We start from the raw sequence: 23,195 nt of genomic DNA on the forward strand, positions 1-23,195 counted from the left end.
GCCCGACCCGACGAAGCCGCCACCGTCCACCACCTGCTCGCGGCCGGTCGGCTCATCCCCGGCGCCCGCGTCCCGGTCCAGCTCGACGGCCGCCCCGAACCCGAACCCGCCACCCTCGTCGACGTCCCTGCCACCGCAACCGCCGCCGCCGCCGGTCCCACGCCGGGTGGCCGGGTCCTCGTCCACGTCGACGTCGTGCGCCCCGGGATGGGCCTGGTCACCTGCGGCGCCGCCGACTTCTCCGGCTCGATCGTCCGCGAGGACGGCGCCTACCTCGTCGAGACCGAGAGCGGCGAGGTCATCGGCCGCGCCCGTTCCTACCGCGCGGGCGCCGAACGCCTCGCCCGTCACCACGGCTTCCGCGCCGACCCCGTCGAGATCGAACACGAACGCGAGGTCTACGCATGACCGATCTCGATCTGACCACCCGACTCCGCTCGTTCGACTACCCGACCTGGCGCGCCCACGTCGAAGCCACCGGCGGATGCGCCCAACCCGTCCGCCTGCGCGGCTCCTCCACCATCTCCACCACATCCGGCCGCGTCCTCGCCGAGCGCACCGGCGAGGTCTGGGCACCGTGCGGGAACCGCCGCGAAACCGTCTGCCCCGCCTGCTCGGACCGCTACGCCGCCAACGCCTTCCACCTCATCCGCGCCGGACTCGCAGGCGGCGACAAAGGCGTCCCCACCACCGTCACACAGCGGCCCCGCCTGTTCCTCACCCTCACCGCGCCCTCGTTCGGCCCGGTCCACTCCCGACGGCTCTCGACCCGAGGACGGGTCATCCCCTGCCCCTGCGGCACCCACCACCGCGACGGCGACCCCCACGTCGGAACACCGCTCGACCCTGACACCTACGACTACACCGGGTCGGTGCTCTGGCAGGCCCACGCAGGCAAGCTCTGGCACCGCTTCACCATCACCCTGCGCAGGACCTTGGCCGCCGGGCTCGGGCTCTCCGCCCGGGAGTTCGCCAGCCGTGCCCGGCTCTCCTACGCCAAGGTCGCCGAGTACCAGCGTCGCGGACTCGTCCATTTCCACGCCGCGATCCGCCTCGACGGCCCCAACGGACCCACCGACCCGCCACCCTCGGGCGCCACCCACGAACTGCTTATCGACGCGGCGCGTCAGGCTGCCCGGTCGGTCCTGCTCGAGGTCGCCCGACCCGACGCCGAACCGCTCGCCCTGACCTGGGGGGCGCAGGTCGACGTCCGCCGCATCAGCGCCACCACTGCCGCTGAGGTCACCGACGAGCGCGGTGAGATCACCGACCAGCGGTTGGCCGGCTACATCGCCAAGTACGCCACCAAGGGCACCGGCAAGACCGATCAGCACCCCGACCGCCCCATCCGATCCCTGGCCCACCTCGACCACCTCCGCCTGCACCCCCACCACCGCCGCATCATCGAAACCGCCTGGCACCTCGGGGGCCTCGACGACTACGCGGAGCTGAACCTGCGGAAGTGGGCGCACATGCTCGGGTTCCGCGGGCACTTCCTCACCAAGTCCCGCCGCTACTCCACGACCTTCCGCGCGATCCACCACGACCAGCGCATCTGGCGCCTCGCCGAGCAGCTCGACGAGCTCGGCCACGACCCCGCCGCCGACCCGGTGATCGTCGTCAACAACTGGCATCTCGTCGGAATCGGTCACCGCGACGAGACCGACCGCGAACTCGCGATAGCCCACGCCGAACGCATCCGAGAGCAGCGCACCACCAGGAGGACGACGTGAAGCGCAACGAGACCACGCCCCTGCTCACCTACACAGTCGACGAGGTTGCCGCGCTGCTCGGCATCGCGCGTGGGGTGGCCTACGAGTCCGTCCGCAGCGGCGAGATTCCGGCGACGCGCATCGGTCGGCGCTGGCTCGTGCCGCGCAAGCGCTTCCACGCCTGGCTCGACGGCACTGCGGACCGGAGCGGGGCAGCCTGATGGCCGACATCGACGACCGTTGGTACCGGAAGGGCGCGAACGGCAAGCAGGTCCGGACCGACCGCTACGGCAAAGGCTCGCGGTGGGTCGTCCGATGGCGTGACCCGGGCGGCGCCCAGCGCAAGAAGTCGTTCCGGCTCAAGGCCGACGCCGAGGACTTCGCCGGTTCGGTGCGCCAGGACCTGCGCACGGGCTCCTACATCGCGCCGGACGCCGGGAAGGTGCTCGGCGAGGAATGGGCCCGCCGCTGGCTCGACGCCCAGGGACACCTCAAGGAGTCCACCCGGGAGCGGACGCGGGGCGTCGTCGAGAACCACGTCATCCCGCGGTGGGGTCGCACGCCGCTCGCGGCGGTCACCTATGCCGACGTGCAGACCTGGGTGACACAACTAGGTCGGGAGGGCTCGTCGCCGCGGTCGGTCGCGAAGATTCACGGCGTCCTGCGGCAGCTGCTCGACTGGGCCGTCAAGGACGGTCGGCTCGCCCGGAACCCCGCCGTGGGTGTTCCGCTCCCCCGGCCCCCTCTGCATGCGCACCGGTACCTCGATCACTCCGAGGTCGCGATGCTCGCGAAGGAGTGCGGCGACTACAGCCCGCTCGTCCGCTTCCTCTCCTACACAGGCCTGCGCTGGGGTGAGGCTGCCGCGCTCCGCGTCGGCTCGGTCGACCTCAACCGACGTCGCGTCCAGGTGGTCGCCTCCGTGACCGAGGTGAACGGGCACCTCGTATGGGGCTCGCCCAAGACCCACGCCCGGCGGACGGTGCTCCTCCCGCGGTTCGTCGCGCAGGCGATCGCGCCGGCCGTCGAGGACCAGGACGCCGACGCGCTCGTGTTCCCCGCACCTCGCGGCGGCGTGCTGCGGGTCCGCAACTTTCGGCGTGGCGTCTTCGACGCAGCCGTCTCGCGTGTGGGCCCCACCGGGCTGCACCCGCACGAGCTGAGGCACACTGCGGCGTCGTTGGCGATCGCATCCGGGGCGGACGTGAAGGTGGTGCAGATGATGCTGGGGCACAAGACGGCCACGATGACGCTGGACCTCTACGGCCACCTGTTCCCTGACCGGCTCGACGACCTGGCCGATCGCATGGACTCCGCGGCATGTGCCCCAGATGTGCCCCACGACGCTGACGGCGACGACGACGGGACGGGGAGCCCCAGGTAGGCTCCTCGCAGGCCCTCGTAGCTCAGGGGATAGAGCACCGCTCTCCTAAAGCGGGTGTCGCAGGTTCGAATCCTGCCGGGGGCACTGGGTTTGACCAGCGGATTCTCTGGAACAGAGGCGACTTGTCGCTGATCGTGGAATCATTTGCGGAGTCACCCCCGTCGTAAGATCATCGTCATGGCGCGACGCAGCAGACCTCGCGGGCGCATCGAGCAGCTGCCTCAGGCAGCTTTCGCGCCAAGGTGTACGCAGGGACAGACCCGCTTACCCGCAAGGGCCGCTACCTCGTCGAGACCGTTGCGACCGCTTCCGACGGGGAACGCGTTCTGACGTGGGTTCAGCACGAGGTCGACGAGAACCGGCACCCGAAGTCTGCGATCACCGTGAACCAGGCGATCGAGAAGTGGCTCGAAGTCGCCAAGCTGGTGCCGACGACCCGAGAGCAGTACGACGACCTCGTCCACCTCTACGTGTCCCCTGTGCCCGGCAGGATGCAGGCCGCACAGCTCGACGCCGAGATGCTCGAGCTTCTACGCCCGGCTCCAGGCCTGCCGCGAGCTGTGCACGGGACGCACCCGCGCGGGCCTACGTCGTGTTCCGCCGCGGCTGCAACTACCGCCTACGCCAGGGCCTGACCGGCTTCGCCGACCCCAGCCGCCAGGCCGACCTCTGGGCCCAGCAGGTCTACGCCCGAGCCTGAACCCGCGGGCACAACCACGCCCACGCGGTGCGGATCCTCGCCCCCGCCTGGCTCCGCATCATGTGGCGATGCCGGCAAGACCGCAGCCCCCTACGACCCGGCCCGCCACCTCGCCGCGGTCGCCAACCGCCACCCCCGTACCGACAACCCCGGACCCACCCACATGGCGTCCTGACCAGCCCTCGCGTCGTTCCTGATAGCGGCCGGCACCAGCCGCCCACAGGCGGTGTCCAGGCTGGCCCGAAGGCCACCCGCAGGGCCCCGGCCTTGACCCCGCCGAGGACGGCGGCACACGCCCGCGCCGGGAACGACCCACCCCCCATTGAAAGGCTTCCCCAGGGTCGGCCGGAGGCCACGTCGTCGACATTCGCGTAAACGACTGTTGACACGAAATTCCATTTTGGCGTTAACTATGAGTACCATGAAAATCGCACGTGCTTACACGATGGGCGCACGGGCCGAGGCCGCCGAAGCGACCCGGCTGGCGATCCTCGACGCCGTGGTGACGCTGGCCGGTGAGCGGATGCTCAGCGACATCGCGCTCGACGACGTCGCCGAACGGGCCGGCGTGAGCGTCCAGACCGTCCTGCGGCGGTTCGGCTCACGCGCCGGCCTGTTCGAGCAGGCCCACCAGCATGGCCGTGAGCAGGTCATCGAGGAACGTCGCGCCCCCGTGGGTGACGTGGCGGCCGCGGTGCGGGTGCTCGCCGAGCATTACGAGCGTCGCGGCCGCGCCGCCGTGTTGTTCCTCGCCCAGGAAGAACGCGAGCCGTTCGCCGCCCGCATCACCACGCAGGGTCGAGCGTTGCACCGTTCTTGGGTCGAGCAGGTTTTCGCGCCCTTCCTGCCCCGAACTCGCAGCGAGCGGGAGCAGGCCGTGGATCTGCTGGTGGTGGCGTGCGATGTCTACACCTGGAAGCTGCTGCGCCTCGACCGCGGCCTGAGCCGGGCGCAGACCACGCGCCGCACGGAACGTCTGGTGAGGAGCGTCCTCGCCGGACTCGGGACGGTATCGGAAGGGAAGTCCGATGTCTGAGTTCCTGATCGCCACCTGGCACGGTGGGGGCAACGTGGCGCCGGCGATGGTGGTCGCGGCTGAACTGCGACGCCGTGGGCACACCGTCCGATTCCTGGGCCACGAATCCCAGCAAGTGGCTTTCACCGCCGCCGGTTTCGCCTTCGCCCCCTACCAGGGGGTGCGGCCCTTCGACGGCACCACACCCAACAGCGTCCCGCGGCTGGTGTCGATGATGACCGACACGAGGTTGGGCCGGGCTGTACTGGCCGAGCTCGCGACCCGACCCGTCGACGTGGTGCTGGCGGACTGTCTGCTCGTTCCCGTCCAACGTGCGTGCGCCGACGCCGGGCAGCCCTACGTCTCGCTCGAACACCTCTTCGACGCCTATCTGCGGCGAGGCTGGCTGCGGGGCCCCGTCGGAACCGTCGCGCGCCTGAAGGGACTGCGCCCCGTCGCGACCTGGAGCCGCGCCGCGCATTGTCTCGTCGGCGCCCCTGCCTCGCTCGATCCCGCTGCAGCCGGCCCGACCCCGACGAATGTCCGCTTCGTGGGCCCATTGCTCAACTTGCCGCCTCGGCACGCTCTCGACAGCCACGACCCAGCGGTCCTGGTGAGCCTGAGCACGTTCCACTACCCGGGGATGCAGCCGGCACTGCAAAGGATGCTCGACGCGACCGCCAACCTGGACGCCCGCGTCATCGTGACGACCGGACCGGTCATCGACCCGGCGTCACTGCGCACCGCGCCGAACCACGAGGTGCACCGATTCGTCTCCCACGACACCCTCATGCCACAGGTCTCGCTGGTGGTCGGGCACGGCGGGCACGCCACGACGATGCGCGCCCTGGCCCACGACCTACCCCTCGTTGTCATGCCGATGCATCCACTGCTCGACCAGCCGATGGTCGGTCGGGCTGTGGCCAACGCCGGGGCCGCCCAGGTGGTCACCAAGAAGGTCGCCCCTGCGGACCTGCGACGTGTGGTGGAACGCATGCTCACCGACGGTCCCCATCGGCACGCGGCCGCGACACTAGGCGAGGAAATCCGGCAGCTCGACGCCACCACTCGCGCCGCGGATCTCCTCGAAGATGTCGCCACCCGCAACACTGCGCGACACCCTTCTGCTGACCAGGGCTGACGTCGCCCCGATAGCCGCTACCCCACCGCCGCCCGCAGGCGGTGGCCGAAGGGCACCCGCAGGGCTCGGTCTGGACACCGCCGAGGACGGGTGCCCAGCCTCGCGCCGGGACGACCCACCCTCGGCTTGACATGGGGTTGTCAAGGGCCGCGGACTGCGATGCCCCCTGCTGTAGAGCCGACTAGATCGACCCTGTTGGGCCGACTTCACAAGTCGCGGCCTACGGAACGGGAGACGGTGCGAAGCGCGATCTGGCCGGGGACGTCGCCGCGCTGGTCGACACCGGCCGCGGAGCACTCGTCATCGGCCTCGAGGAAGACGCACAAGGCCGCGTCACCGCCGCACCCGGTGTCGAGGTGGCCGGCGCCGGGGCAACCCGCATGGCTCAGGTCATCGCCGCACACACCGCCCCGATTCCGACCAGCTACATACGGAAGATCGTCCACTCGTCCTCAGAACCTGACTCCAGCTTCTACGTCGTCGTGGTCCCACCCAGCCCCATGGCCCCACATGTGGTTCCGTCGACACCGGCTTGCGCTACCCGCGACGGACAGGCGCCTCGATCTCGAGATGCCGGCGGTCTACCCCATCCCAGAACGGGTTCGCCCCGGCCCCGCCCGTCGGGTGTGCCGTCGGCCCGCCCCCGCGCGGTCTGCTTGCCGCGAGCTCGGCTCTGCCCGACTTCGACGGAGAGGACGAGTGAACGGTCCGGGCGAGGTCCTGCGTGCCTGCGCGGCGCGGTACGGCGACAAGACGGCGTTGGTGACGGCCACCCGCACCCTCGGGTTCGGTGAGCTGGACGCACTGAGCGACCGCGTCGCGGCCTGGCCCGCGGGCCGCGGCATCGGGCCGGGCCGGCCGGTGTCGCTCTACGCGCAGAACCGGTGGGAGTGGGTCGTCGCCTACCACGGGGCGTTAAAGGCGGGCGCGGTCATCGACCCGGTCAACGTGATGCTGACCCCGGAGGAGCTGGCGTTCGTGCTGCGCGACTGCGATTCCGCCGCCGTCCGGAGCCGTCGCCGCACGCAGCTGTCGGCCTGCCGGGACCGGCACGATCCCCATTGCGGTGACGAAGAAATTGTGCGTGGCGCCCTGCTTGCGCCGGGTGTCACGGGAGATCACCTCCGCCGCCCGGGATGCCGGCGCGGACGCCGCACTCGTGCTCGACCCGGCCACCGGCTCACACCTCGACGCCGGCGAGTACAGCCAGTCGATAGTGGGCCAGCCGATGTGCCATCTCGCCGAGCGCTTCCGGGACGATCTGACCATCAAGGTCCTGCGTCGCAGCGAGCACTTCCGCGCGCACGCGATGTTCGGAGAGGACGTCCCCAAACTCCCGGGCAAGATCGGCGGTGACATGTCCACGAACAGTCGCGGAGAAGTCGGCGTCGATCGGCATACGGCTCCTCGGGTATCGGTGATCGATAGGCGACTTGCTGCTGTCTCGGAGCGCGGGGTCGACGGGGAAGGTGGTGGTCGGCGAGGCCCGCGGGGCGGTCGCCCGGCCCTGCGCGAGGCGTCGTTGTGGGACGACGCCATTCGGGCTGCCCCGGGCGAGCTCCCCAGTCGCCGCAGGCTGACGGACCGACGACCGCCGGGACACCCTCCGAGACACGCTCTCGGCCCCGCCGACCACCTCTGTCCGGTCTACCCCACCGACCGGGCGGGGTACAGGACCCGGCGGCCATCGTCAGACAGTCGTCAGGCAGTCCGAGCACTCACACCGCCGTCGACGCCGCTTTCCACCGGATCGCGGCCGACGACTGCGAGGCCGGGATCACGGTCAAGGGTCGTGGTCTCGCGCGGGGCCTGCAGTTCGAGCAGCCCGAGCAGGCCGCCAAGGTCTGTGCCGCGGCGTTCGAGCGTGGTCTGCTGATGGAGACCGCCGGCCCGGACAGCGAGGTCATGAAGGTGCTGCCGCCGCTGACGGTCAGCGACGCCGAGCTCGACGAAGGACTCGCGACGATCGCCGAGTCCGTCCGCACCGTGGTGCACCGAAGCTGACTCAGCCTCCGGGCGCCGCCACGGATGTCGTCGACGACGGGAGCGGCGCCGTCGCGAGTGTCGGAGTCGGCGCCGGTTCGTCGACCGTCGGCACATCCGGTGACTCCGGGACGACGGTGACCGTCGGGGTCGGGGCCGGGGCCAGGACCGACATGTCGAGCCGCTCGGGCTCTCGCTGCACGGTGACACCGCAGCCCGACGTCGCCACGAGGACACCGCCGAGCGCCAGCACGGCGAGGACATGACGGGCACGGCCGTGCCGAACGGCGCTCATGGGTCGATCCCCGGCAGCTCGACGACGAACCTCGCCCCACCCCCGGGCCGGTCCTCGACCCACACCCGGCCGTGGTGGAGCTCGACGTGCTGCGCGACCAGGGCGAGGCCGAGGCCGGTACCGCTTTCCTCGTCGCGGCGGCCGGCCATGTCACCCCTGGTGAAGCGCTCGAAGATCCGCTCCCGCTGCAGGAGCGGCACTCCTGGGCCGGCGTCCTCGACCTCGACGCGGACCCAGCGGTCCCGGCCGACCACGGCGACCCTGGTCACCCCTCCCCCGTGGTTGCGGGCGTTGTCGAGCAGGTTGCCCACGACGCGATCCAGCCGGCGGCGATCTGCCAGCACCAGCCGCGGACAGCCGAGCACCTCGGCCTTCGGGTGGATTCCCCGCTCGGCGACGGAGTGCGCGACGACGTCGTGGACGTTGCAGGGTTCGAGATCGTGACCGTCGATGGCCGCGTCGCCCCGTGAGATCTCGAGCAGGTCGGTCACCATCCGCCGGAAGCGGCGCACGTCCCCGTCGAGCAACGCGACGGCCTGCGCAGCCGTCGGCGGCATGTCGGCACTACGGCGTCGCAGCACGGCGACCGCATTGATCATCGTCGTGAGCGGTGATCGGAGCTCGTGACTCACATCGCCCGCGAACCGCACGTCACGCTGTACCCGACGCTCGAGCGCATCGACCGTGTCGTTGAACGTCGCCGCCAGCGGTGCGAGCTCGGCGTCGCCTCCCAGCGGGAGACGGGCACGCAGATCACCCGCGGCGACCCGGGCGGCGGCCGCGGTGAGCTCGCTCAAGGGCCTCAGCGCCCGCCGTCCTGCCCAACCACCCAGACCGAACCCGAGCACCGCACTCACCGCGACACCGGCGAGCAGGACGGCGCTCAGGAACCGCAGTGTGCGGTCGAGTTCCAGCAGCGGGAAGAGCTCGACGTAGACGGCCCGACCGTCGCTCAACGGAAGGGCTACCACGACGACCGGGATGCCACCGGTCACCGTCCGCTGACGCGCAGGAACGCCGTCGCGGGCGAGGTTGCGTAGCTGTGCCGGCAGCGCGTCGAGGTCCACCTGGCGCCCGCTCGTCGTCCACGTTCCGGCCCGTCGCAGCGCGATGGTCGTGTCGGGGCCTCCCGCGAGGCCGGTGAGCAGATCGTCGAGCGAGGTCGTGGTGCCGGATCGGAGCGCCTCCCCCACCAGCAGCGCGTTGACCGAGGCCTGCCGGGTGGCGCTCTGCTCCCGCTGCGCGACGAGATAGTTCGACGCAAGGTTCCAGGTCACCGTCGCCAGCAGCCCCGTCACGATCACCGAGACCAGCGCGAACGCCAACGCGACCCGCCGGCGCAGCGTCAGTCTTGACCACACGGCGTGCAGCCGTTCCGAGAAGGTCCTCATCCGGGAGTGACCTTGTAGCCGGCGCCCCGAACGGTCAGCACGAGCACGGGATCGTCCGGATCGGTCTCGACCTTGCGTCGCAGCCGCCGGACATGCACGTCGAGCAGGCGCGTGTCACCGAGGTAGTCGTACCCCCAGACCCGCTGCAGCAGCGCTTCGCGCGTCACCACCCGGCCGGCTGCGGAGATCAGCTCGACGAAGAGCCGGAACTCCGTCCGTGTCAGGTGCACCTCCGCGCCGGACTTGCGGACCACGCCTTCCTCCGGCAGGACCTCGACGTCTCCCAGCACGAATCGCCGGTGCACCTCGCCCGAGGCCGGCCGGCGGCGCCGTAGCAGTGCCCGGATCCGGGCGGCGAGCTCGCCGGCGTCGAGCGGCTTGGTGACGTAGTCGTCCGCGCCGGCCTCGAGACCCTCGATGACGTCGCTCGAGTCGGAGCGCGCGGACACGATGATGATCGGGAGGTCGCCCCCCGCGCGCAGGGTCCGGCACACGGCGAGGCCATCGATCCCGGGCAGCATCAGATCCAGGAGGACCACATCGGCGGTGCCCTCACGCAGGTACGCCAGGGCCTGCTCGCCGGACGCAGCAGCTTCCACGGCGAAGCCCTCGTCGTCGAGGGCGAGCCCGAGGGCCTGCCGGATACGCGTGTCGTCATCGACGAGCAGCACGCTCGTCCGGTCCCCGTCGACGATGCGTTGCACCGGCTCGGTCACGTCTGGGTCCTCTCGGGCCATGCCACGATCGAAGCCTGCCCGCGCCACCGGGGCAGCACCACCCCGGTCCTTGCGGCGACATCGTCAGCAGATCGTCAGCTCGCGGCGGGGGTTCGCCCGCCGGTGGCGCGAGGCGATAGGTCGTGAGCACGTCACGGTGGTCGATCCAGCCGACCGGTGCTCCTCCGGGGCTCGACACCACCGGCAACCCGGTCACGTCATGGTCGGCCAGGAGCTGTAGGGCGTCGTGCAGCGACGTTCCTGGGTCCAGCTCCGGGAGCCTGCGGGCCATGTCGCCGGCCCGCGGCTCGTCGCGACGCTCCCCCACGTCATCGACCAGGTCCTCGGCGACAGCCGCCCCGACCCGGGCTCCGTCGGCGTCGACGACCGGCACGGCGCCGTAGCGACCCGAACCCAACCGCACGGCGAGCTCGGCCAGCCCCGAGTCGGCGAGCACGGGATCCGGCGCGGGCCGCATCGCGTCGGCCACCGTCAACCGGCGCAACAGCCCGCTGTCGTCGCCCCGGCCGTCGGCGTCGATGTCGATCCCGCGCCGCAGCACGGTGACTCCCGCGGCCAGCCCCAGCACCGCGTACAGCGGGAACTCGGCGGCCGACCCGAGCGCGTACGCAGGCAGCCGCAGGATGTGGTCGTCCCCCACGACGACGTGCGCGACGGCGTCGGCCGTCACCGAGGAGATCACGACGATCCCGAACGACTCGGCGGTGAACCGCCGCAGGATGATCTCGAGGGCGAAGAACACCCCGGCGATCGGTGCGTTGAACGTCGCCGAGATGCCACCCGCCGCACCACACGCGACCATCAGCCGCAGCCGGTGGTCCGGGACGCGCAACCACTGCCCGATCGACGACCCGAGCGCCGACCCGATCTGCACGATCGGACCTTCACGACCCACCGACCCGCCGGTGCCGATGCACAACGCCGAGGCCAGCGACTTCACCACCGCCACCCGGACCGGGATGCGTCCACCGTTGCGGGCGACCGCAAGCATCACCTCCGGCACCCCGTGCCCGCGCGCCTCCGGCGCGAACCTGTACATCAGCGGGCCGTACAACGCTCCGCCGACGATCGGGGTGATCAGCAGGAACCACGGCCCCAGCGCCGGGAGGTGCAGGCTCGGGGCCCGGCCGGCATCGCTGAAGTCCTGCCGGCCCGTGACCAGCTCGGTGATGCCGAGGATCAGGAACCGGAACGCGACCGCACCGAGCCCGGCGCCGACGCCGATGATCAGCGCGAGCCCGACGAGACCCGGCCGGCTCCCGGTCAACCACCCGTGCGCCCACCGCCCCGCCGACCTCAACCGCCAACTCCGAGCCCTCACCGCAGTGCTCACAGGCTCGTGGTCCAGTCGGGCTCACCAGGTTCCCCGGCGGCGTCGGTGAAGGCCCGCAACGCGCGGACCAGCCCGTCACGATCTTCGACGGGCATCGAGGAGACCAGGGTGCCCAGTTCTGCGCGCCGCCGACGCGTCACCTCGTCCACGAGGTCCCGTCCCCGACTGGTGAGCATGACGCTCACCTCGCGACGGTCCGGCGACGACCGCGCGCGCTCCACCAGACCGTGCACCACCAGCCGGTCACACATCCGCGTCGCGGTCGAGCGGTTGACCGACAGCGCGTCAGCCAGGTCGGCCGGCCGCTGCGGCCCACGCTGCGCCAGCACCACCAGTGCGCGGTACTGCGGGATCGTCACGTCCTCGTCCACCGCTGCCAGCGACCGCGCCGCGACCGCCACCAGCACACGGCTGGCCGTCATCACCGCGTCCACCAGCACGTCGGCAGCCACTCCCGGATTTTGTTGCACAGGGACATGACTGCATGCAGCAATTGGTTCGCGCAGGCAGGTTCGCGGCCGCGTGAGGCCTTTCAGCTACGTTGCATCCGGCAGGCCGGAGGCCTGGTGAAGGTGGCTCGGCCGCCTGTGCTGCAGGATCAGGCGCCGGTGCTCGATCCTCAGAGGGAGACGAAGCTCTCGACTGCGACGAAGGCGCCGACCGCGACCAGGAGGACGGCGAAAGCGCGGGTGAGGGCGAGCCCGGAGAACTTGTCCGCGACCCTCTTCCCGACCACGGTGCCGATGACTGCAGCGATGACGAAGGGCGCGATGATGCGCCAGTCGAGGTGCATGTCCCCGAATCGGGAGACCACCGACGAGATCGAGTTCAGCACGATGACCAGGAGCGAGGTGCCGACGGCGAGGGCCATCGACATACGCAGGACGATGACCAGCGCCGGAACGACGAGGAATCCGCCACCGACGCCGAGGAACCCGGTGAGGAACCCGACCACGGCGCCACAGGCAACGACCTTGAGCGCCGTGACGACGAGTTCGGAGCGGGCGGACGCAGTGCGGGTGTCGACGGCTGTACTTCCGCTACCGGATGGGGCGTCGGGCTCGGGCCGGTCGGGTTCCTCGGTGTCGGAACGCTCGCCGTCGTTGCGTGAGTTCAGGAGCATCGCGGCGGCAGCGACGATGGTGAGACCGGCGAAGGCGAGGAGCAGCACAGGTTGACTGACGTCTCGGTTCAGCACGGTCCCGAGATAGGCGGCTGGAATCCCGACGACCCCGAGCGCGACGCCGTTGCGCCAGTCGACTCCGCCCCCTCGGATTCTCGCGACTGCCCCGACGGAGGCGGTGATGCCGACGATGATGACACTGCTCGTCGTGGCGGCCTGGGCGCCCTGGCCGAGTACATAGACGAGGGCCGGCACCGTGAGGACGCCACCGCCGCCGCCGAGGCCGCCGATGACGACCCCCATGATCAGCCCGAGGGCAGCCGCGAGGGCGAGCATCAGGGGACCGCACCCGGGGTGCCGCCATCACGGGCGACGGTCCGACCACTTCCGGCCCAGGCCTTCACGCCGCCGGCGAGGTTGCGGACGCCGATTCCTGCGTCGGCGAGCAGGACGGTCGAGAGCACGCAGAAGGCGCCGAAGGACTGCTCGGTCTCGCCGGTAGTGGGTACCCGCTCGGCCAACCGCCGCAGATCGCCCGGGCCCTGGACCCAGGACCCGTCGCTGCGACGGTCCAGGCGCTGGGCGCTCATCGACCACTCAACTCCCACTGTTCGGGACAACTGGCATTAATGTACGGTCATTGACAGTCACCAGCAAGGGAGGGTCCCGTGGGTCTGACCGTCGAAGTGATCGAGACCAGCGAGTTGGGCGATCGCAGCTACGTCGCTCACGACGGCAAGGTCGCGGTGGTCGTTGATCCGCAGCGCGATCTGGACCGGGTCGAGAAGATCCTCGACGACCTCGGAGTTCGGGTCGGCCTCGTCGTCGAGACCCACATTCACAACGACTACGTGACCGGCGGATTCGAGCTGGCCCGCCGCACCGGGGCGGGCTACGTGGTCGCTGCCGCCGATCATGTCGAGTTCGCGCGCGACGCCGTGACCGACGGCGACGAGCGCACCGTCGGTTCACTGACCGTGCGGGTGGTGGCGACACCGGGCCACACCGACACCCATCTCGCCTATGTCGTCGGTGACGGCGAAGGGCCCCCGGCAGTCTTCACCGGCGGGTCGTTGCTGTTCGGGAGTGTCGGACGTACTGATCTCGTCGACCCTGCACGGACCGATGAACTCACTCGCGCGCAGTATCACTCCGCACGCAAGCTGGCCGAGATCCTCGACGACGACACAGTCGTGTTCCCGACGCACGGGTTCGGAAGCTTCTGCTCGACCGGGCCCGCGAGCACCGGGGACCACAGCACCATCGGCACTGAACGGTCTCGCAACGATGCCCTGCTCGAACCAGACGAAGACGCGTTCGTCGAGCGACTCATCACGGGCCTCACAGCCTACCCGAGCTATTACGCCCACATGGGGGCGCGCAACCGGCAGGGGCCCGGCGCGGCAGACCTCTCCGCACCCGAGCGGGTCGACGCGGAGCAGCTCCGCCGGCGGATCAAAGCCGGTGAATGGGTGGTCGACCTGCGTGATCGCACCGCGTACGCCACCGAACACGTCCACGGCACCATCGGCATCGCCCTGGGGCCCCAGTTCGCGACCTATCTGGGCTGGCTGATCCCGTGGGGCACGCCGTTGACGCTGGTCGGCGAGACCGCCAGCCAGGTCACCGATGCCCAGCGTCAACTCGTGCGGATCGGCATCGACCGACCCGCCGGGTCCGCGCTGGGCAAACCCGACGAGCTCGCCGAGCCCGACGAGCTGCGCAGCTACCCGAAGTCGACGTTCGCAGCGATCGCCGAGGCCCGCGACCGCGGCGACGACCCGGTGATCCTCGACGTGCGCCGCCACGACGAAGAGCGAACGGGTCCATCCCCGGTTCCGCGCACATCCCGATCAACGAGCTGCTCGAGCGCCTGGCCGAGGTGCCCGACGGCGAACTGTGGGTGCACTGCGCAGCAGGCTTCCGCGCCGGCATCGGCGCCAGCCTCCTCGCACGCGCGGGTCGTACGGTCGTACTGGTCGACGACGACTACTCCAGCGCTGTGGCCTCCGGTCTGGCGACCGGCTGACCGATCTCGGACGGGTCGGCCGAGCGGCGTCAGAAGGGCACTGTCGCCGTGTGGGCCGCGCGGGCAGCCGCTCCGATGCGGGACTTCAGCTCCCGCAGCCGCGAAGATCTACCCGATGACGGGACATCGCGTGGTGGCTGATCGGCGGCGACAGGTGCGGCGGCGGGAACGGTGACGGTGGACCTCGCCGCCGCGGCGGCGGTCGGGGTCGACGTTGTGTTCATGCGTGGATGTCCTCACAACTGTGCGGGCAAGCGGGCGCTCACAGCGCTGACCCGAATGGGGACGTCCTCGCGGCGACGGGGGACGTCCGGGCGCGCTAGAAGCCCGGGCGACACAGCCGGTCGTCGACGGAGAGCTGATCGGTCGCCAGCAGGCAGACGCAGAACGCTTCCTGCCCCCACTGGCCCGCAGCACTCACCAGATCAGTGCACCATTCCCAGCTGTGTCGCGCAACCGTCTGTGACGCGGCGGGTGGACCTCCGTCGGGCAGGACGGCGTCCGCCTCGCCCAGGGCGGCAGCGAGCCCGTCTCGCCGAGCGGAGGACCGGACTCGTCGAGACGGGCCGGGGTGACCCGGCACCCAGCTCACCCCTCGAGCTCCTGCGGCCGGTGCCGGGTGACGGTCGACGGGCCGGTCACGAGGCGTCGGCCGCGGCCGGGATCAGGCCGCGCTCACCGAGCACCGCCACGATCGTCGCGCCCATGCTCGACGGGTCCGGCGCCACCCGCACGCCCGCGGCCCGGAGGATCTCCACCTTCTCCTGCGCCGACTCGCCCACGCCCGACACGATCGCGCCCGCGTGGCCCATCTTGCGGCCCTTGGGCGCCGAGATGCCCGCGATGTAGGCGACGACCGGCTTGCTCATCCGCTGCTGGAAGAACGCCGCACCGTCGGCCTCCTGCGGGCCGCCGATCTCGCCGATCATGATGACGGCGTCGGTGTCCTCGTCGTCCTCGAACCGCGCGAGGTGGTCGCGGAACGATGAGCCGTTGATGGGGTCACCGCCGATTCCGACCGACGTGGAGACCCCGATGCCCAGCGCACTGAGCTGGGAGGCGGCCTCGTAGCCGAGGGTGCCGGAGCGGCCGATGATGCCGACGCGGCCGGGCGTGTAGATGTGCCCGGGCATGATCCCCAGCATCGCCTTCCCGGGCGAGATCGTCCCCGCGCAGTTGGGTCCGGTGAGCACCATGCGGTCGGCCGCGCGGTAGCGCCACATGTAGCGCTTGACGCGCAGCATGTCCTGGGTCGGGATGCCGTCGGTGATGCAGACGCAGTACCGGATGCCGGCGTCGGCCGCCTCCATGATCGCGTCGGCCGCGAAGGGCGGGGGAACGAAGACGATCGAGGCCTCCGCACCGGTCGCCCGGACCGCGTCCTTGACCGTGTTGAACACCGGCCGGTCCAGCTCGCTGCTGCCGCCGCGGCCGGGGGTCACGCCGCCGACGACGTTCGTCCCGTACTCGATCATCTCCTGGGCGTGGAAGCGGCCGATGCGGCCGGTGATCCCCTGTACCAGGACAGGGGTGTGCTCGGTGAGCAGGATGGCCATGCTGGTGCTCCTCGGGATCAGGCCGGGACGGCGGCCCGAGCCGCGGTGACGGCCTCCTGGGCGGCCTCGGCGAGGTTGTCGGCGGTGATGATCGGCAGGCCGGACTCCCGCAGGATGCGCTTGCCCTCCTCCACATTGGTCCCGGCGAGCCGCACGACGACCGGGATGGTCACGTCGATCTGCCCGAACGCGGCCACGACGCCCTCGGCCACCCAGTCGCAGCGGTTGATGCCGGCGAAGATGTTGATCAGCATGACCCGCACGGCCTTGTCGTTGAGCACCGCGCGGAACGCCTTGAGCACCCGCTCCGGCGACGCGCCACCACCGATGTCGAGGAAGTTCGCCGGCTCACCACCGGCGAGCTTGATCATGTCCATGGTGGCCATCGCCAGGCCGGCACCGTTGATCATGCAGCCGATGTCGCCGTCGAGGCCCACATAGGCCAGCCCGCGGTCGGAGGCGTGCCTCTCGCGGGGGTCCTCCTGGCTGCGGTCGCGCAGCTCGGTGATCTCCGGGTGCCGGAACAGCGCGTTGTCGTCGAACGACATCTTCGCGTCGACGGCCACCAGCTCCCCCTCGCCGGTCACGACGAGCGGGTTGATCTCCAGCATGGTCGCGTCGAGGTCCCGGAACGCCCGGTAGGCGCTCTGGAACAGCTTGGCGGCCTGCGCGATCTGGCCGGCCTCGAGGCCCAGCGCGAACGCGATCTCGCGGGCCTGGAACGAGGTGAGCCCGACGGCCGGCTCGACGACGGACCGGATCACCGCGTCGGGGTCCCGCTCCGCCAGCTCCTCGATCTCCATGCCGCCTTCCGACGACGCGACGACCAGGATCTTCTCCGACGCGCGGTCAAGCACGAGCGCGAGGTACAGCTCGCGCGCGATGTCGCTGGCCTCCTCGACGTAGACGCGGTAGACCGGCTTGCCGCCAGGGGCCTGCCGGGTCACCAGCCGGGTGCCGAAGAGCCCGTTGGCGACGTCGTGCACCTCCCGGTCGCTGCGGCACACCTTCACGCCGCCGGCCTCGCCGCGCCCGCCCGAGTGGACCTGGGCCTTGACGACCCATGCGTCGCCGCCCAGCTCGGTACACCGGTACGACGCCTGCTCCGGGCTGTAGGCCAGCCCGCCTCGCGGCACGGGGATCCCGTAGCGGGCGAGGATCTCCTTCGCCTGGTACTCGTGGACGTCCATGGTCAGCCCCGATCGGCCGGGCCGGACTCCGCCGCCCGGATCGCGTCGTCGAGCGCGATCAGGTTCGCGGCCATCCGCTCGGACGCCGCGTCGATCATCTTCCCGTCGACCGCGGCTGCGCCCCTGCCCTGCTCCTGCGCCTCGCGCAGCGCCACGATGATGCGCCGGGCCCGGTCGACCTCGGCGGCCGGCGGGCTGAAGACCTCGTTCGCGAGCGCGATCTGGCTGGGGTGGATGGCCCACTTGCCCTCGGCGCCCAGCGCCGCGGCGCGACGCGCGGCGTCGCGGTAGCCGTCGGGGTCGGAGAAGTCGCCGAACGGCCCGTCGACGGCGCGCAGCCCATAGGCCCGGCACGCCACGATCATCCGCGACAGGGCGAAGTGCCACTGGTCGCCGGGGTAGTCGGGGTTCAGGCCGCCGATGCTGACGGTCCGGGCCCGGTTGCTGGCTGCGTAGTCCGCGACGCCGAAGTGCAGCGCCTCCAGCCGGCCGCCGTGGGCCGCGATCGCCTCGACGTTGGCCATCCCCAGCGCGGTCTCGATCAGCGCCTCGAGGCCGACCCGCGTGGTGAACCCGCGGGCCTGCTCCACCTGGGAGACGAGTGCCTCCACCAGGTAGAGGTCGGCCGGGACGCCCACCTTGGGTACGAGGATCGTGTGCAGCCGGTCGCCCGCCTGTTCCATGATGTCGATGACGTCGCGGTACATGTACGCGGTGTCGAGACCGTTGATGCGCACCGAGACGGTCTTGCCCGCGGCTGCCCAGTCGATGTCGTTGAGCGCGGCGACGACGTTCTTGCGCGCCTGCTCCTTCTCCGGCGGCGCGACGGCGTCCTCGAGGTCGAGGAACACGACGTCCGCCGAGCTCACGGCGGCCTTGTCGATGAACCCCATGTTCGAGCCGGGGACGGCCAGCTCGCTGCGATGGAGACGGGTGACGCGCGTCGGATGGAGAGTGTGGCTCACGGTGCTCCAGGTGTGGTCGAGGCGGACCCAGCGGACCCGTTCGAATCGTGTCCGGAGGTGGGTCGAGCGACGACCGCACAGCACCGCGGCCGGATCGCGGCGGTGGTGCTGTGCGGCCGCGACGCCGGTGCGAAACGTGATCTTAACCTCTGTTGGGCGAGCGTGGGCGTCCGCGTCGGCGAGCGCGATCGCGGGTCTCGGCCCGTCGCCCGGATCAGAAGACGGGAACGGACCGCCGGTGCGGCCCGGTCACGACACCCGCACCTCGAGGTGCGCGAGCCCGCGCAGGCCGTTGTTGATCAGCGGGCGCTCGGCGAGGATCTCGAAGCGGCTCACCTTGTCCGCGAGGCGCTCGAGCAAGGCCGACATCTCCAGCCGCGCCAGGTGCATCCCGACGCAGACGTGCTCCCCGCGGCCGAAGGCCAGGTGGTCCGAGGGCTTGCGGGTGATGTCGAAGCGATCGGGGTCGGGGTACTTGCGCTCGTCGCGGTTGGCCGACCCGTACAACAGTGCCACCCGGCTGCCCTTCTCCAGTGCCACACCGTCGATCACATGGTCGTCGGTGAGGACGCGGGTGAACTGGGGCACCGAGGTCTCCATGCGCAGGGCCTCGTTGATGGCGTGCGGGATCAGCGAGCGGTCGGCGCGGAGCAGGTCCCACTGGTCGGGGTGGCGGGCGAAGAGCGCGATCATCGAGGTGATGCCGAGGATCGTGGTGTCGAGGCTGGGGGTGATGTAGTCGAGCATCATCACCGGGCACTTCTCGCGGGGCAGCTCACCGCGGTCGGCGGCCTGGTACAGGTGCGCCGCCCAGCCGTCGGGGTCGATGCGGCCGGGGACGGCGTCGTTCTGCGCGAACGCGAGGAACTCCTCGACCTGCGGCATCGCGTCGCGGAAGCGCTGGTTCGCGGGCCCCTGGACGTCCCAGATCGCCTCGGCCCACTCCAGCATCTTTCCGCGGTCTGCCTCGTTCAGCCCGACGAGCTCGGACACGACGGCCATCGGCAGGTGCTGCGCGAGCTCGGTGGCGGCGTCGAACCGGCCGGCGGCGACGATGCGGTCGACGACCAGGTCGGCCTCGGCCTCGATGGTCGGCGTGATCTCCCGCATCCGGTCGGGGCGCAGGGGCCGGCCGAGGACGTTGCGCATCATCGTGTGGTCGGGCGGGTCGGAGCACAGCGTGATGCCCTCGAGGTCGGCGTTCATCTGGGGGTCGACGAACACACTCTTCGCCGACGAGAACGTCCGCCAGTCCATGAGGGCGGCCCGGACGTCGGCGTAGCGCGGCAGCGCGTAGTGGCCGTGGCGGGTCATGTGGACGACCGGGCCGAGGGCGCGGAGCTCCGCGTAGATCGGGTACGGGTCGATGCGCGCGTCGTCGCCGAACAGGTCGACGTCACTGACCGCGATGTCGGGCACAGGATCCTCCGTGGTGGTGGTCAGGTCGCGATGTCCGGGTAGGGCAGGGTGCGGTCGGCGAGGCGCCGCGCGTACTCGGTCTGGAAGCCCATCGGCTCGTGATCACGTTCGAACATGGCGATGAACAGCGTCAAGGTCAGGAACGGGTGCGCGCCCATGTCGAACAGCGCCGGGTAGTCGTGGGTGGCCAGGGCCTCCCGCTCGGCGGCGTCGAAGGCGAGCCAGGTGGAGCGCTCGTCGTCGATGCAGTTGAGCAGGCGGTTCGCCTCGGTCGCCTCCCACCAGGTGACGGTCTCCCGCGGCTGCTCCCGGTACCGCTCGACGAGCGCGGGGTCGCGGTCGACCGTGAAGAGGAACTTGTTCAGCAGGTACTTGCTCATGAGGGGCTGCCGTTCGGGTACCAGGTGAAGTAGGCCTCCATGGTGTGGAAGAGGTCGTAGGTGTCGACGTAGTCGGCCTTCTGCCCCGCCCCCGCGACGCCCATCATGAGCATGAAGTCCATGAACCCGTGCGTGGCGTTACCGGGCAGGTGCAGGCTGTCGAGGCTGACCTCGGCGAGGCACTCCTCGACGTCGCCGCCCGCGATCCAGCCGACGGCCTTCTGGTCGAACTGCGGGTCGGGTCCGTGCGGGCCGAACTGGCGCGGCCCGCCGAGCTCCAGCGACAGGTGTCCGGTGCCGATCACCGCGACCCGCTTGTCCGACGGCCACGACTCGACGAGCTGCCGGATGGTGCGGCCGAGCTGGACGAACCGTTTCGGCTGGGGCAGCGGCGGGGCGAAGATGTTGGTGTAGATCGGGACGATCGGCAGGTCCGCCTCGGGGCGCAGCGTGATGATCGGGCAGGTGATCGAGTGGTCGATCCGCAGCTCGTTGGAGAACGCGAGGTCGAAGCCGGCGTCGAGGCCCTCGCGCAGCACGTACGCGGACAGGTCCTCCTGGCCATTCAGCCGCATCCGGGGCAGCCCGAACTCGCGCTCCTCGTTGTGCCAGTTGGCGTCGTAGACCGGGGCCTTGCCGACGAGGAACTGCGGCATGTTGTCCAGCCACAGCTGGTGGAAGTGGTCGGACCCGACCATCACCAGCACGTCGGGACGGGCCCGGGTGAGGGTCTCGCGGAACGACTCGATCTTGCGCACCCACTCGTCGGCGAACGGTGGCCGGTCCTCCCCCACGGACGTGCTCGCCCGGTGGTAGAAGGGGTGGTGCGTCGATGCGATGACCGCGACCAGCTCAGCCACGGTTGCCTCCGTAGGGGTCGGGCGGGACGGACCGGTTGTTGAGGTCCACGGACAGGAAGATGTCGTTGGCGACGGGGTGGCGCAGCTCCTCGGCGAGCTGCCCGATCAGGCCTGCGGTGCGGGCGAGCAGCGCGAACCCGCGCAGCAGCTCCATCGGGAGCCCGAGGTCGGCGAGTGCCGCGCCGCAGACGCCGGCCCCGTTGAGCGGCAACGTCTTTCCGAGCACCTGGGGATGGACGCGACCGATCGCGGCGAACAGTGACAGGTGCGGGCCGTAGAGGTTCTCCTCGGTCGCGATCGCGAAGAGCCGCGGGGTGCGCGGGTCGCCCTGCTTGTGGACGTGGTGCCCGAGGCCGGGGACGAACCTCGTCGCTTCCCGCTGCGCGGTCACGGTCGCCAGCGCGAGGTCGTCCCAGCCGGCGTCGTCGGCCGGGAGGGGGCCGTCGACGGAGACGAGGACGTCGTGCAGGAACCGGCCACAGTCCTCGGTGACCCCGAGGAACCGTGAGCCCCCACCGAGCAGGCCGGCGGCGAGCGCGCCCTGGACGGAGTCGGGCGCGGAGAGGTAGGTGAGCCGGGTGGCGATCGCAGTCGGGGTGAACCCGTGGTCGGCCAGTGCGGCGAGGACGGCCTCGAAGACCCTGGTCTCGCCGGGGGTGGGCCGGCGCTGGGTGGCGAGCCAGAAGGCGAGCTCCCCGAAGCCGACGGTACCCATGACGTCATCGGCCAGGTCACTGCCGAGCAGGGTGATCCGCTCCAGGCTGGAGGCGCCCAGTGCGGTCTCGTAGACGGGCCGGTCGGTCACGCGTTCTCCTGCGGTGTGGTCAGCCAGGTGCGCAGCTCGGCGCCGTGCTCGTCGAGCTCCGGGGGTGGCAGCTTGTAGACGGCGGGGGTCTCGGAGAAGCGGATGGGGTGCCGCGTGGTGGGCACCGCCCGGTCGCCCTCGCCGACCTCGACCACCGGGTCGAGCTCGAAGTGCTCGGCCATGGCGAACCCGCCGTCGATGGTGTTGATCGGGCCGCTGGGCACGCCGGCCTCGGTGAGCAGCTCGAACCACTCGAGCGCGCCGCGCTTCGCGAGCTGCTCGGTGAGCAGGGGGCGGAGCTCCTCGCGGCGTTCGGTGCGGTCGGCGTTGCCGGCGAAGCGGGGGTCGTCGGCGACCTCGGGGATCCCCAGCACGACGCAGAGCTTGCGGAACTGCCCGTCGTTGCCCGCGGTGACGATCAGGTCGTTGTCGGCGGTGGGCAAGGGCTCGTAGGGGAACAGGCTGGGGTGCGCGTTGCCCATGCGGAACGGGACGACGCCGCCCGCGGCCCACGCCGAGCTGTGGTTGACCAGCCCGGTCAGCGCCGAGGACAGCAGGTTGACCTCGACGTGCTGCCCCTCCCCGGTGACGTCGCGGTGGTGGAGCGCGGCCAGGATGCCGATGGTCGCGTGGTTGCCGGCCATCACGTCGAACACCGAGATCCCGGCCCGGTAGGGCGGACCGTCGGCGTCGCCGGTGAGGCTCATCAGCCCGGACATGGCCTGCACCATGAGGTCGTAGCCAGGGACGTTGCGGCCGGCGCCGGACCCGAAGCCGCTGATCGAGGCGTAGACGACACTGGGGTTGGACGCGCGGACCGCTTCGAAGTCCAGGCCGTACTTGGCCATCCCGCCCGGTTTGAAGTTCTCGATCACGACGTCGGCGCGGCGCGCGAGCTCACGGGCGACCTCGGCGTCGGCCTCCTCGCGCAGGTCCAGCGCGATCGAGCGCTTCCCGCGGTTGATGCCGAGGTAGTAGGTCGAGACCTCACCGCGGACCGGCGGCATCCAGGTCCGCGTGTCGTCGCCGCGCGGGCCCTCGACCTTGACCACCTCCGCGCCCATGTCCGCCAGCAGCATCGTGGCGTAGGGGCCCGCGAGGATCCGCGAGAAGTCGGCCACCAGCAACCCGTGCAGTGGGCCTCCGCGGGGTGTCTCCGCGGTGCTGACGGTCATGT

24 protein-coding genes, 1 tRNA gene and 3 pseudogenes are annotated in these 23,195 nt (G+C 70.9%); 12 read left to right on the plus strand and 16 right to left on the minus strand.

Annotated elements, in window-relative coordinates:
* From TOK_RS33620 to TOK_RS35550, 9 genes and pseudogenes are all read left to right on the plus strand, one after another.
* A pseudogene (locus tag TOK_RS33620) lies at positions 1–408 on the plus strand (hypothetical protein); the annotation flags it as partial.
* Positions 405–1,733, plus strand: coding sequence for a replication initiator (locus TOK_RS28590; protein ID WP_098961098.1), 1,329 nt, complete (start codon positions 405–407; stop codon positions 1,731–1,733). The pseudogene TOK_RS33620 and the gene TOK_RS28590, both read left to right, overlap by 4 nt.
* Positions 1,730–1,933: a helix-turn-helix domain-containing protein gene (locus tag TOK_RS28595; protein ID WP_098961099.1), complete on the plus strand. Its 204-nt coding sequence runs from the start codon at positions 1,730–1,732 to the stop codon at positions 1,931–1,933. The genes TOK_RS28590 and TOK_RS28595 overlap by 4 nt, the downstream gene beginning before the upstream one ends.
* Entirely contained in the window at positions 1,933–3,096 is a 1,164-nt protein-coding gene (locus TOK_RS28600) for a site-specific integrase (protein WP_098961100.1), read from the plus strand. The genes TOK_RS28595 and TOK_RS28600 overlap by 1 nt, the downstream gene beginning before the upstream one ends.
* A gap of 11 nt (positions 3,097–3,107) precedes the next feature.
* Positions 3,108–3,180: transfer RNA gene (locus TOK_RS28605), tRNA-Arg, on the plus strand.
* Between the two features lie 158 nt (positions 3,181–3,338).
* On the plus strand, positions 3,339–3,731 hold the full coding sequence (locus TOK_RS28610; protein WP_098961101.1) for a hypothetical protein: 393 nt from the start codon (positions 3,339–3,341) through the stop codon (positions 3,729–3,731).
* A 510-nt stretch (positions 3,732–4,241) separates the two neighbouring features.
* Positions 4,242–4,832: a TetR/AcrR family transcriptional regulator gene (locus tag TOK_RS28615; RefSeq protein ID WP_172457842.1), complete on the plus strand. Its 591-nt coding sequence runs from the start codon at positions 4,242–4,244 to the stop codon at positions 4,830–4,832.
* Entirely contained in the window at positions 4,825–5,952 is a 1,128-nt protein-coding gene (locus tag TOK_RS28620) for a glycosyltransferase (RefSeq protein WP_098961103.1), read from the plus strand. The genes TOK_RS28615 and TOK_RS28620 overlap by 8 nt, the downstream gene beginning before the upstream one ends.
* A gap of 570 nt (positions 5,953–6,522) precedes the next feature.
* Positions 6,523–6,954, plus strand: a pseudogene (locus TOK_RS35550) (AMP-binding protein); the annotation flags it as partial.
* A 178-nt stretch (positions 6,955–7,132) separates the two neighbouring features.
* Here the strand turns inward: TOK_RS35550 and TOK_RS28640 are convergent.
* Positions 7,133–7,351 carry a hypothetical protein gene (locus tag TOK_RS28640; protein WP_098961106.1) on the minus strand — a complete coding sequence of 73 codons (219 nt, stop codon included), beginning with the start codon at positions 7,349–7,351 and terminating at the stop codon, positions 7,133–7,135.
* Between the two features lie 125 nt (positions 7,352–7,476).
* Between TOK_RS28640 and TOK_RS35555 the strand changes: the two genes are divergently transcribed.
* A complete protein-coding gene (locus TOK_RS35555; protein WP_374754941.1) occupies positions 7,477–7,956 on the plus strand; it encodes an aminotransferase class III-fold pyridoxal phosphate-dependent enzyme in 480 nt (159 codons plus the stop codon).
* A gap of 1 nt (position 7,957) precedes the next feature.
* Here the strand turns inward: TOK_RS35555 and TOK_RS28650 are convergent, their stop codons facing one another.
* The 7 genes from TOK_RS28650 to TOK_RS28680 all read right to left on the minus strand — a co-directional run bounded on the left by TOK_RS28650 (position 7,958) and on the right by TOK_RS28680 (position 13,404).
* Positions 7,958–8,230 (minus strand): hypothetical protein, encoded by a 273-nt coding sequence (locus tag TOK_RS28650; protein ID WP_098961107.1) that lies wholly within the window; start codon positions 8,228–8,230, stop codon positions 7,958–7,960.
* Positions 8,227–9,621 (minus strand): sensor histidine kinase, encoded by a 1,395-nt coding sequence (locus tag TOK_RS28655; protein ID WP_098961108.1) that lies wholly within the window; start codon positions 9,619–9,621, stop codon positions 8,227–8,229. The genes TOK_RS28650 and TOK_RS28655 overlap by 4 nt, the downstream gene beginning before the upstream one ends.
* Positions 9,618–10,337 carry a response regulator transcription factor gene (locus tag TOK_RS28660; protein ID WP_253258701.1) on the minus strand — a complete coding sequence of 240 codons (720 nt, stop codon included), beginning with the start codon at positions 10,335–10,337 and terminating at the stop codon, positions 9,618–9,620. Before TOK_RS28660 ends, TOK_RS28655 begins: the two co-directional genes overlap by 4 nt.
* Positions 10,276–11,625, minus strand: coding sequence for a chloride channel protein (locus TOK_RS28665; protein ID WP_253258702.1), 1,350 nt, complete (start codon positions 11,623–11,625; stop codon positions 10,276–10,278). Before TOK_RS28665 ends, TOK_RS28660 begins: the two co-directional genes overlap by 62 nt.
* 62 nt (positions 11,626–11,687) lie before the next feature.
* Positions 11,688–12,143, minus strand: a complete 456-nt coding sequence (locus tag TOK_RS28670; protein ID WP_253258703.1) for a MarR family winged helix-turn-helix transcriptional regulator — start codon at positions 12,141–12,143, stop codon at positions 11,688–11,690.
* A 167-nt stretch (positions 12,144–12,310) separates the two neighbouring features.
* The gene (locus TOK_RS28675) at positions 12,311–13,150 is read right to left on the minus strand and encodes a sulfite exporter TauE/SafE family protein (protein ID WP_098961111.1); all 840 of its coding nucleotides are present in this window, start codon (positions 13,148–13,150) and stop codon (positions 12,311–12,313) included.
* Positions 13,150–13,404: a hypothetical protein gene (locus TOK_RS28680; protein ID WP_098961112.1), complete on the minus strand. Its 255-nt coding sequence runs from the start codon at positions 13,402–13,404 to the stop codon at positions 13,150–13,152. The genes TOK_RS28675 and TOK_RS28680 overlap by 1 nt, the downstream gene beginning before the upstream one ends.
* A gap of 156 nt (positions 13,405–13,560) precedes the next feature.
* Between TOK_RS28680 and TOK_RS35560 the strand changes: the two are divergent.
* Both TOK_RS35560 and TOK_RS35565 read left to right on the plus strand, forming a co-directional pair.
* Positions 13,561–13,962 (plus strand): annotated as a pseudogene (locus TOK_RS35560) (MBL fold metallo-hydrolase); the annotation flags it as partial.
* Between the two features lie 431 nt (positions 13,963–14,393).
* A complete protein-coding gene (locus TOK_RS35565; RefSeq protein ID WP_374754943.1) occupies positions 14,394–14,843 on the plus strand; it encodes a rhodanese-like domain-containing protein in 450 nt (149 codons plus the stop codon).
* 638 nt (positions 14,844–15,481) lie between these two features.
* Here the strand turns inward: TOK_RS35565 and sucD are convergent.
* From sucD to TOK_RS28725, 8 genes are all read right to left on the minus strand, one after another.
* Entirely contained in the window at positions 15,482–16,399 is a 918-nt protein-coding gene (sucD, locus tag TOK_RS28690) for a succinate--CoA ligase subunit alpha (protein WP_098961113.1), read from the minus strand.
* 17 nt (positions 16,400–16,416) lie between these two features.
* On the minus strand, positions 16,417–17,589 hold the full coding sequence (locus tag TOK_RS28695; protein ID WP_098961114.1) for a malate--CoA ligase subunit beta: 1,173 nt from the start codon (positions 17,587–17,589) through the stop codon (positions 16,417–16,419).
* A gap of 2 nt (positions 17,590–17,591) precedes the next feature.
* A complete protein-coding gene (locus TOK_RS28700) occupies positions 17,592–18,554 on the minus strand; it encodes a CoA ester lyase (RefSeq protein WP_098961255.1) in 963 nt (320 codons plus the stop codon).
* Positions 18,555–18,803: 249 nt separating this feature from the next.
* Complete coding sequence (locus TOK_RS28705) at positions 18,804–19,973, minus strand: cytochrome P450 (protein ID WP_098961115.1); 1,170 nt, start codon at positions 19,971–19,973, stop codon at positions 18,804–18,806.
* A 20-nt stretch (positions 19,974–19,993) separates the two neighbouring features.
* Positions 19,994–20,353 carry a hypothetical protein gene (locus TOK_RS28710; protein WP_098961116.1) on the minus strand — a complete coding sequence of 120 codons (360 nt, stop codon included), beginning with the start codon at positions 20,351–20,353 and terminating at the stop codon, positions 19,994–19,996.
* Positions 20,350–21,213, minus strand: a complete 864-nt coding sequence (locus TOK_RS28715) for an extradiol ring-cleavage dioxygenase (protein ID WP_098961117.1) — start codon at positions 21,211–21,213, stop codon at positions 20,350–20,352. Before TOK_RS28715 ends, TOK_RS28710 begins: the two co-directional genes overlap by 4 nt.
* Positions 21,206–22,018 (minus strand): citryl-CoA lyase, encoded by an 813-nt coding sequence (locus TOK_RS28720; RefSeq protein WP_098961118.1) that lies wholly within the window; start codon positions 22,016–22,018, stop codon positions 21,206–21,208. The genes TOK_RS28715 and TOK_RS28720 overlap by 8 nt, the downstream gene beginning before the upstream one ends.
* Positions 22,015–23,193, minus strand: a complete 1,179-nt coding sequence (locus tag TOK_RS28725; protein ID WP_098961119.1) for a CaiB/BaiF CoA-transferase family protein — start codon at positions 23,191–23,193, stop codon at positions 22,015–22,017. Before TOK_RS28725 ends, TOK_RS28720 begins: the two co-directional genes overlap by 4 nt.
* Positions 23,194–23,195 lie beyond the last annotated feature (2 nt).

The organism is Pseudonocardia sp. N23 (assembly GCF_002583555.1).
In the GTDB taxonomy this organism is placed as follows: Bacteria; Actinomycetota; Actinomycetes; order Mycobacteriales; family Pseudonocardiaceae; genus Pseudonocardia.

Bases quoted from the DNA above. Each gene is read 5' to 3' on its own strand.
- TOK_RS28650 (WP_098961107.1), bottom strand. From the start codon at position 8,230: ATGAGCGCCGTTCGGCACGGCCGTGCCCGTCATGTCCTCGCCGTGCTG.
- sucD (WP_098961113.1), bottom strand. From the start codon at position 16,399: ATGGCCATCCTGCTCACCGAGCACACCCCTGTCCTGGTACAGGGGATC.
- TOK_RS28640 (WP_098961106.1), bottom strand. From the start codon at position 7,351: ATGCCGATCGACGCCGACTTCTCCGCGACTGTTCGTGGACATGTCACC.
- TOK_RS28615 (WP_172457842.1), top strand. From the start codon at position 4,242: ATGGGCGCACGGGCCGAGGCCGCCGAAGCGACCCGGCTGGCGATCCTC.
- TOK_RS28695 (WP_098961114.1), bottom strand. From the start codon at position 17,589: ATGGACGTCCACGAGTACCAGGCGAAGGAGATCCTCGCCCGCTACGGG.
- TOK_RS28590 (WP_098961098.1), top strand. From the start codon at position 405: ATGACCGATCTCGATCTGACCACCCGACTCCGCTCGTTCGACTACCCG.
- TOK_RS28620 (WP_098961103.1), top strand. From the start codon at position 4,825: ATGTCTGAGTTCCTGATCGCCACCTGGCACGGTGGGGGCAACGTGGCG.
- TOK_RS28675 (WP_098961111.1), bottom strand. From the start codon at position 13,150: ATGCTCGCCCTCGCGGCTGCCCTCGGGCTGATCATGGGGGTCGTCATC.
- TOK_RS28725 (WP_098961119.1), bottom strand. From the start codon at position 23,193: ATGACCGTCAGCACCGCGGAGACACCCCGCGGAGGCCCACTGCACGGG.
- TOK_RS28600 (WP_098961100.1), top strand. From the start codon at position 1,933: ATGGCCGACATCGACGACCGTTGGTACCGGAAGGGCGCGAACGGCAAG.
- TOK_RS28680 (WP_098961112.1), bottom strand. From the start codon at position 13,404: ATGAGCGCCCAGCGCCTGGACCGTCGCAGCGACGGGTCCTGGGTCCAG.
- TOK_RS28655 (WP_098961108.1), bottom strand. From the start codon at position 9,621: ATGAGGACCTTCTCGGAACGGCTGCACGCCGTGTGGTCAAGACTGACG.
- TOK_RS28710 (WP_098961116.1), bottom strand. From the start codon at position 20,353: ATGAGCAAGTACCTGCTGAACAAGTTCCTCTTCACGGTCGACCGCGAC.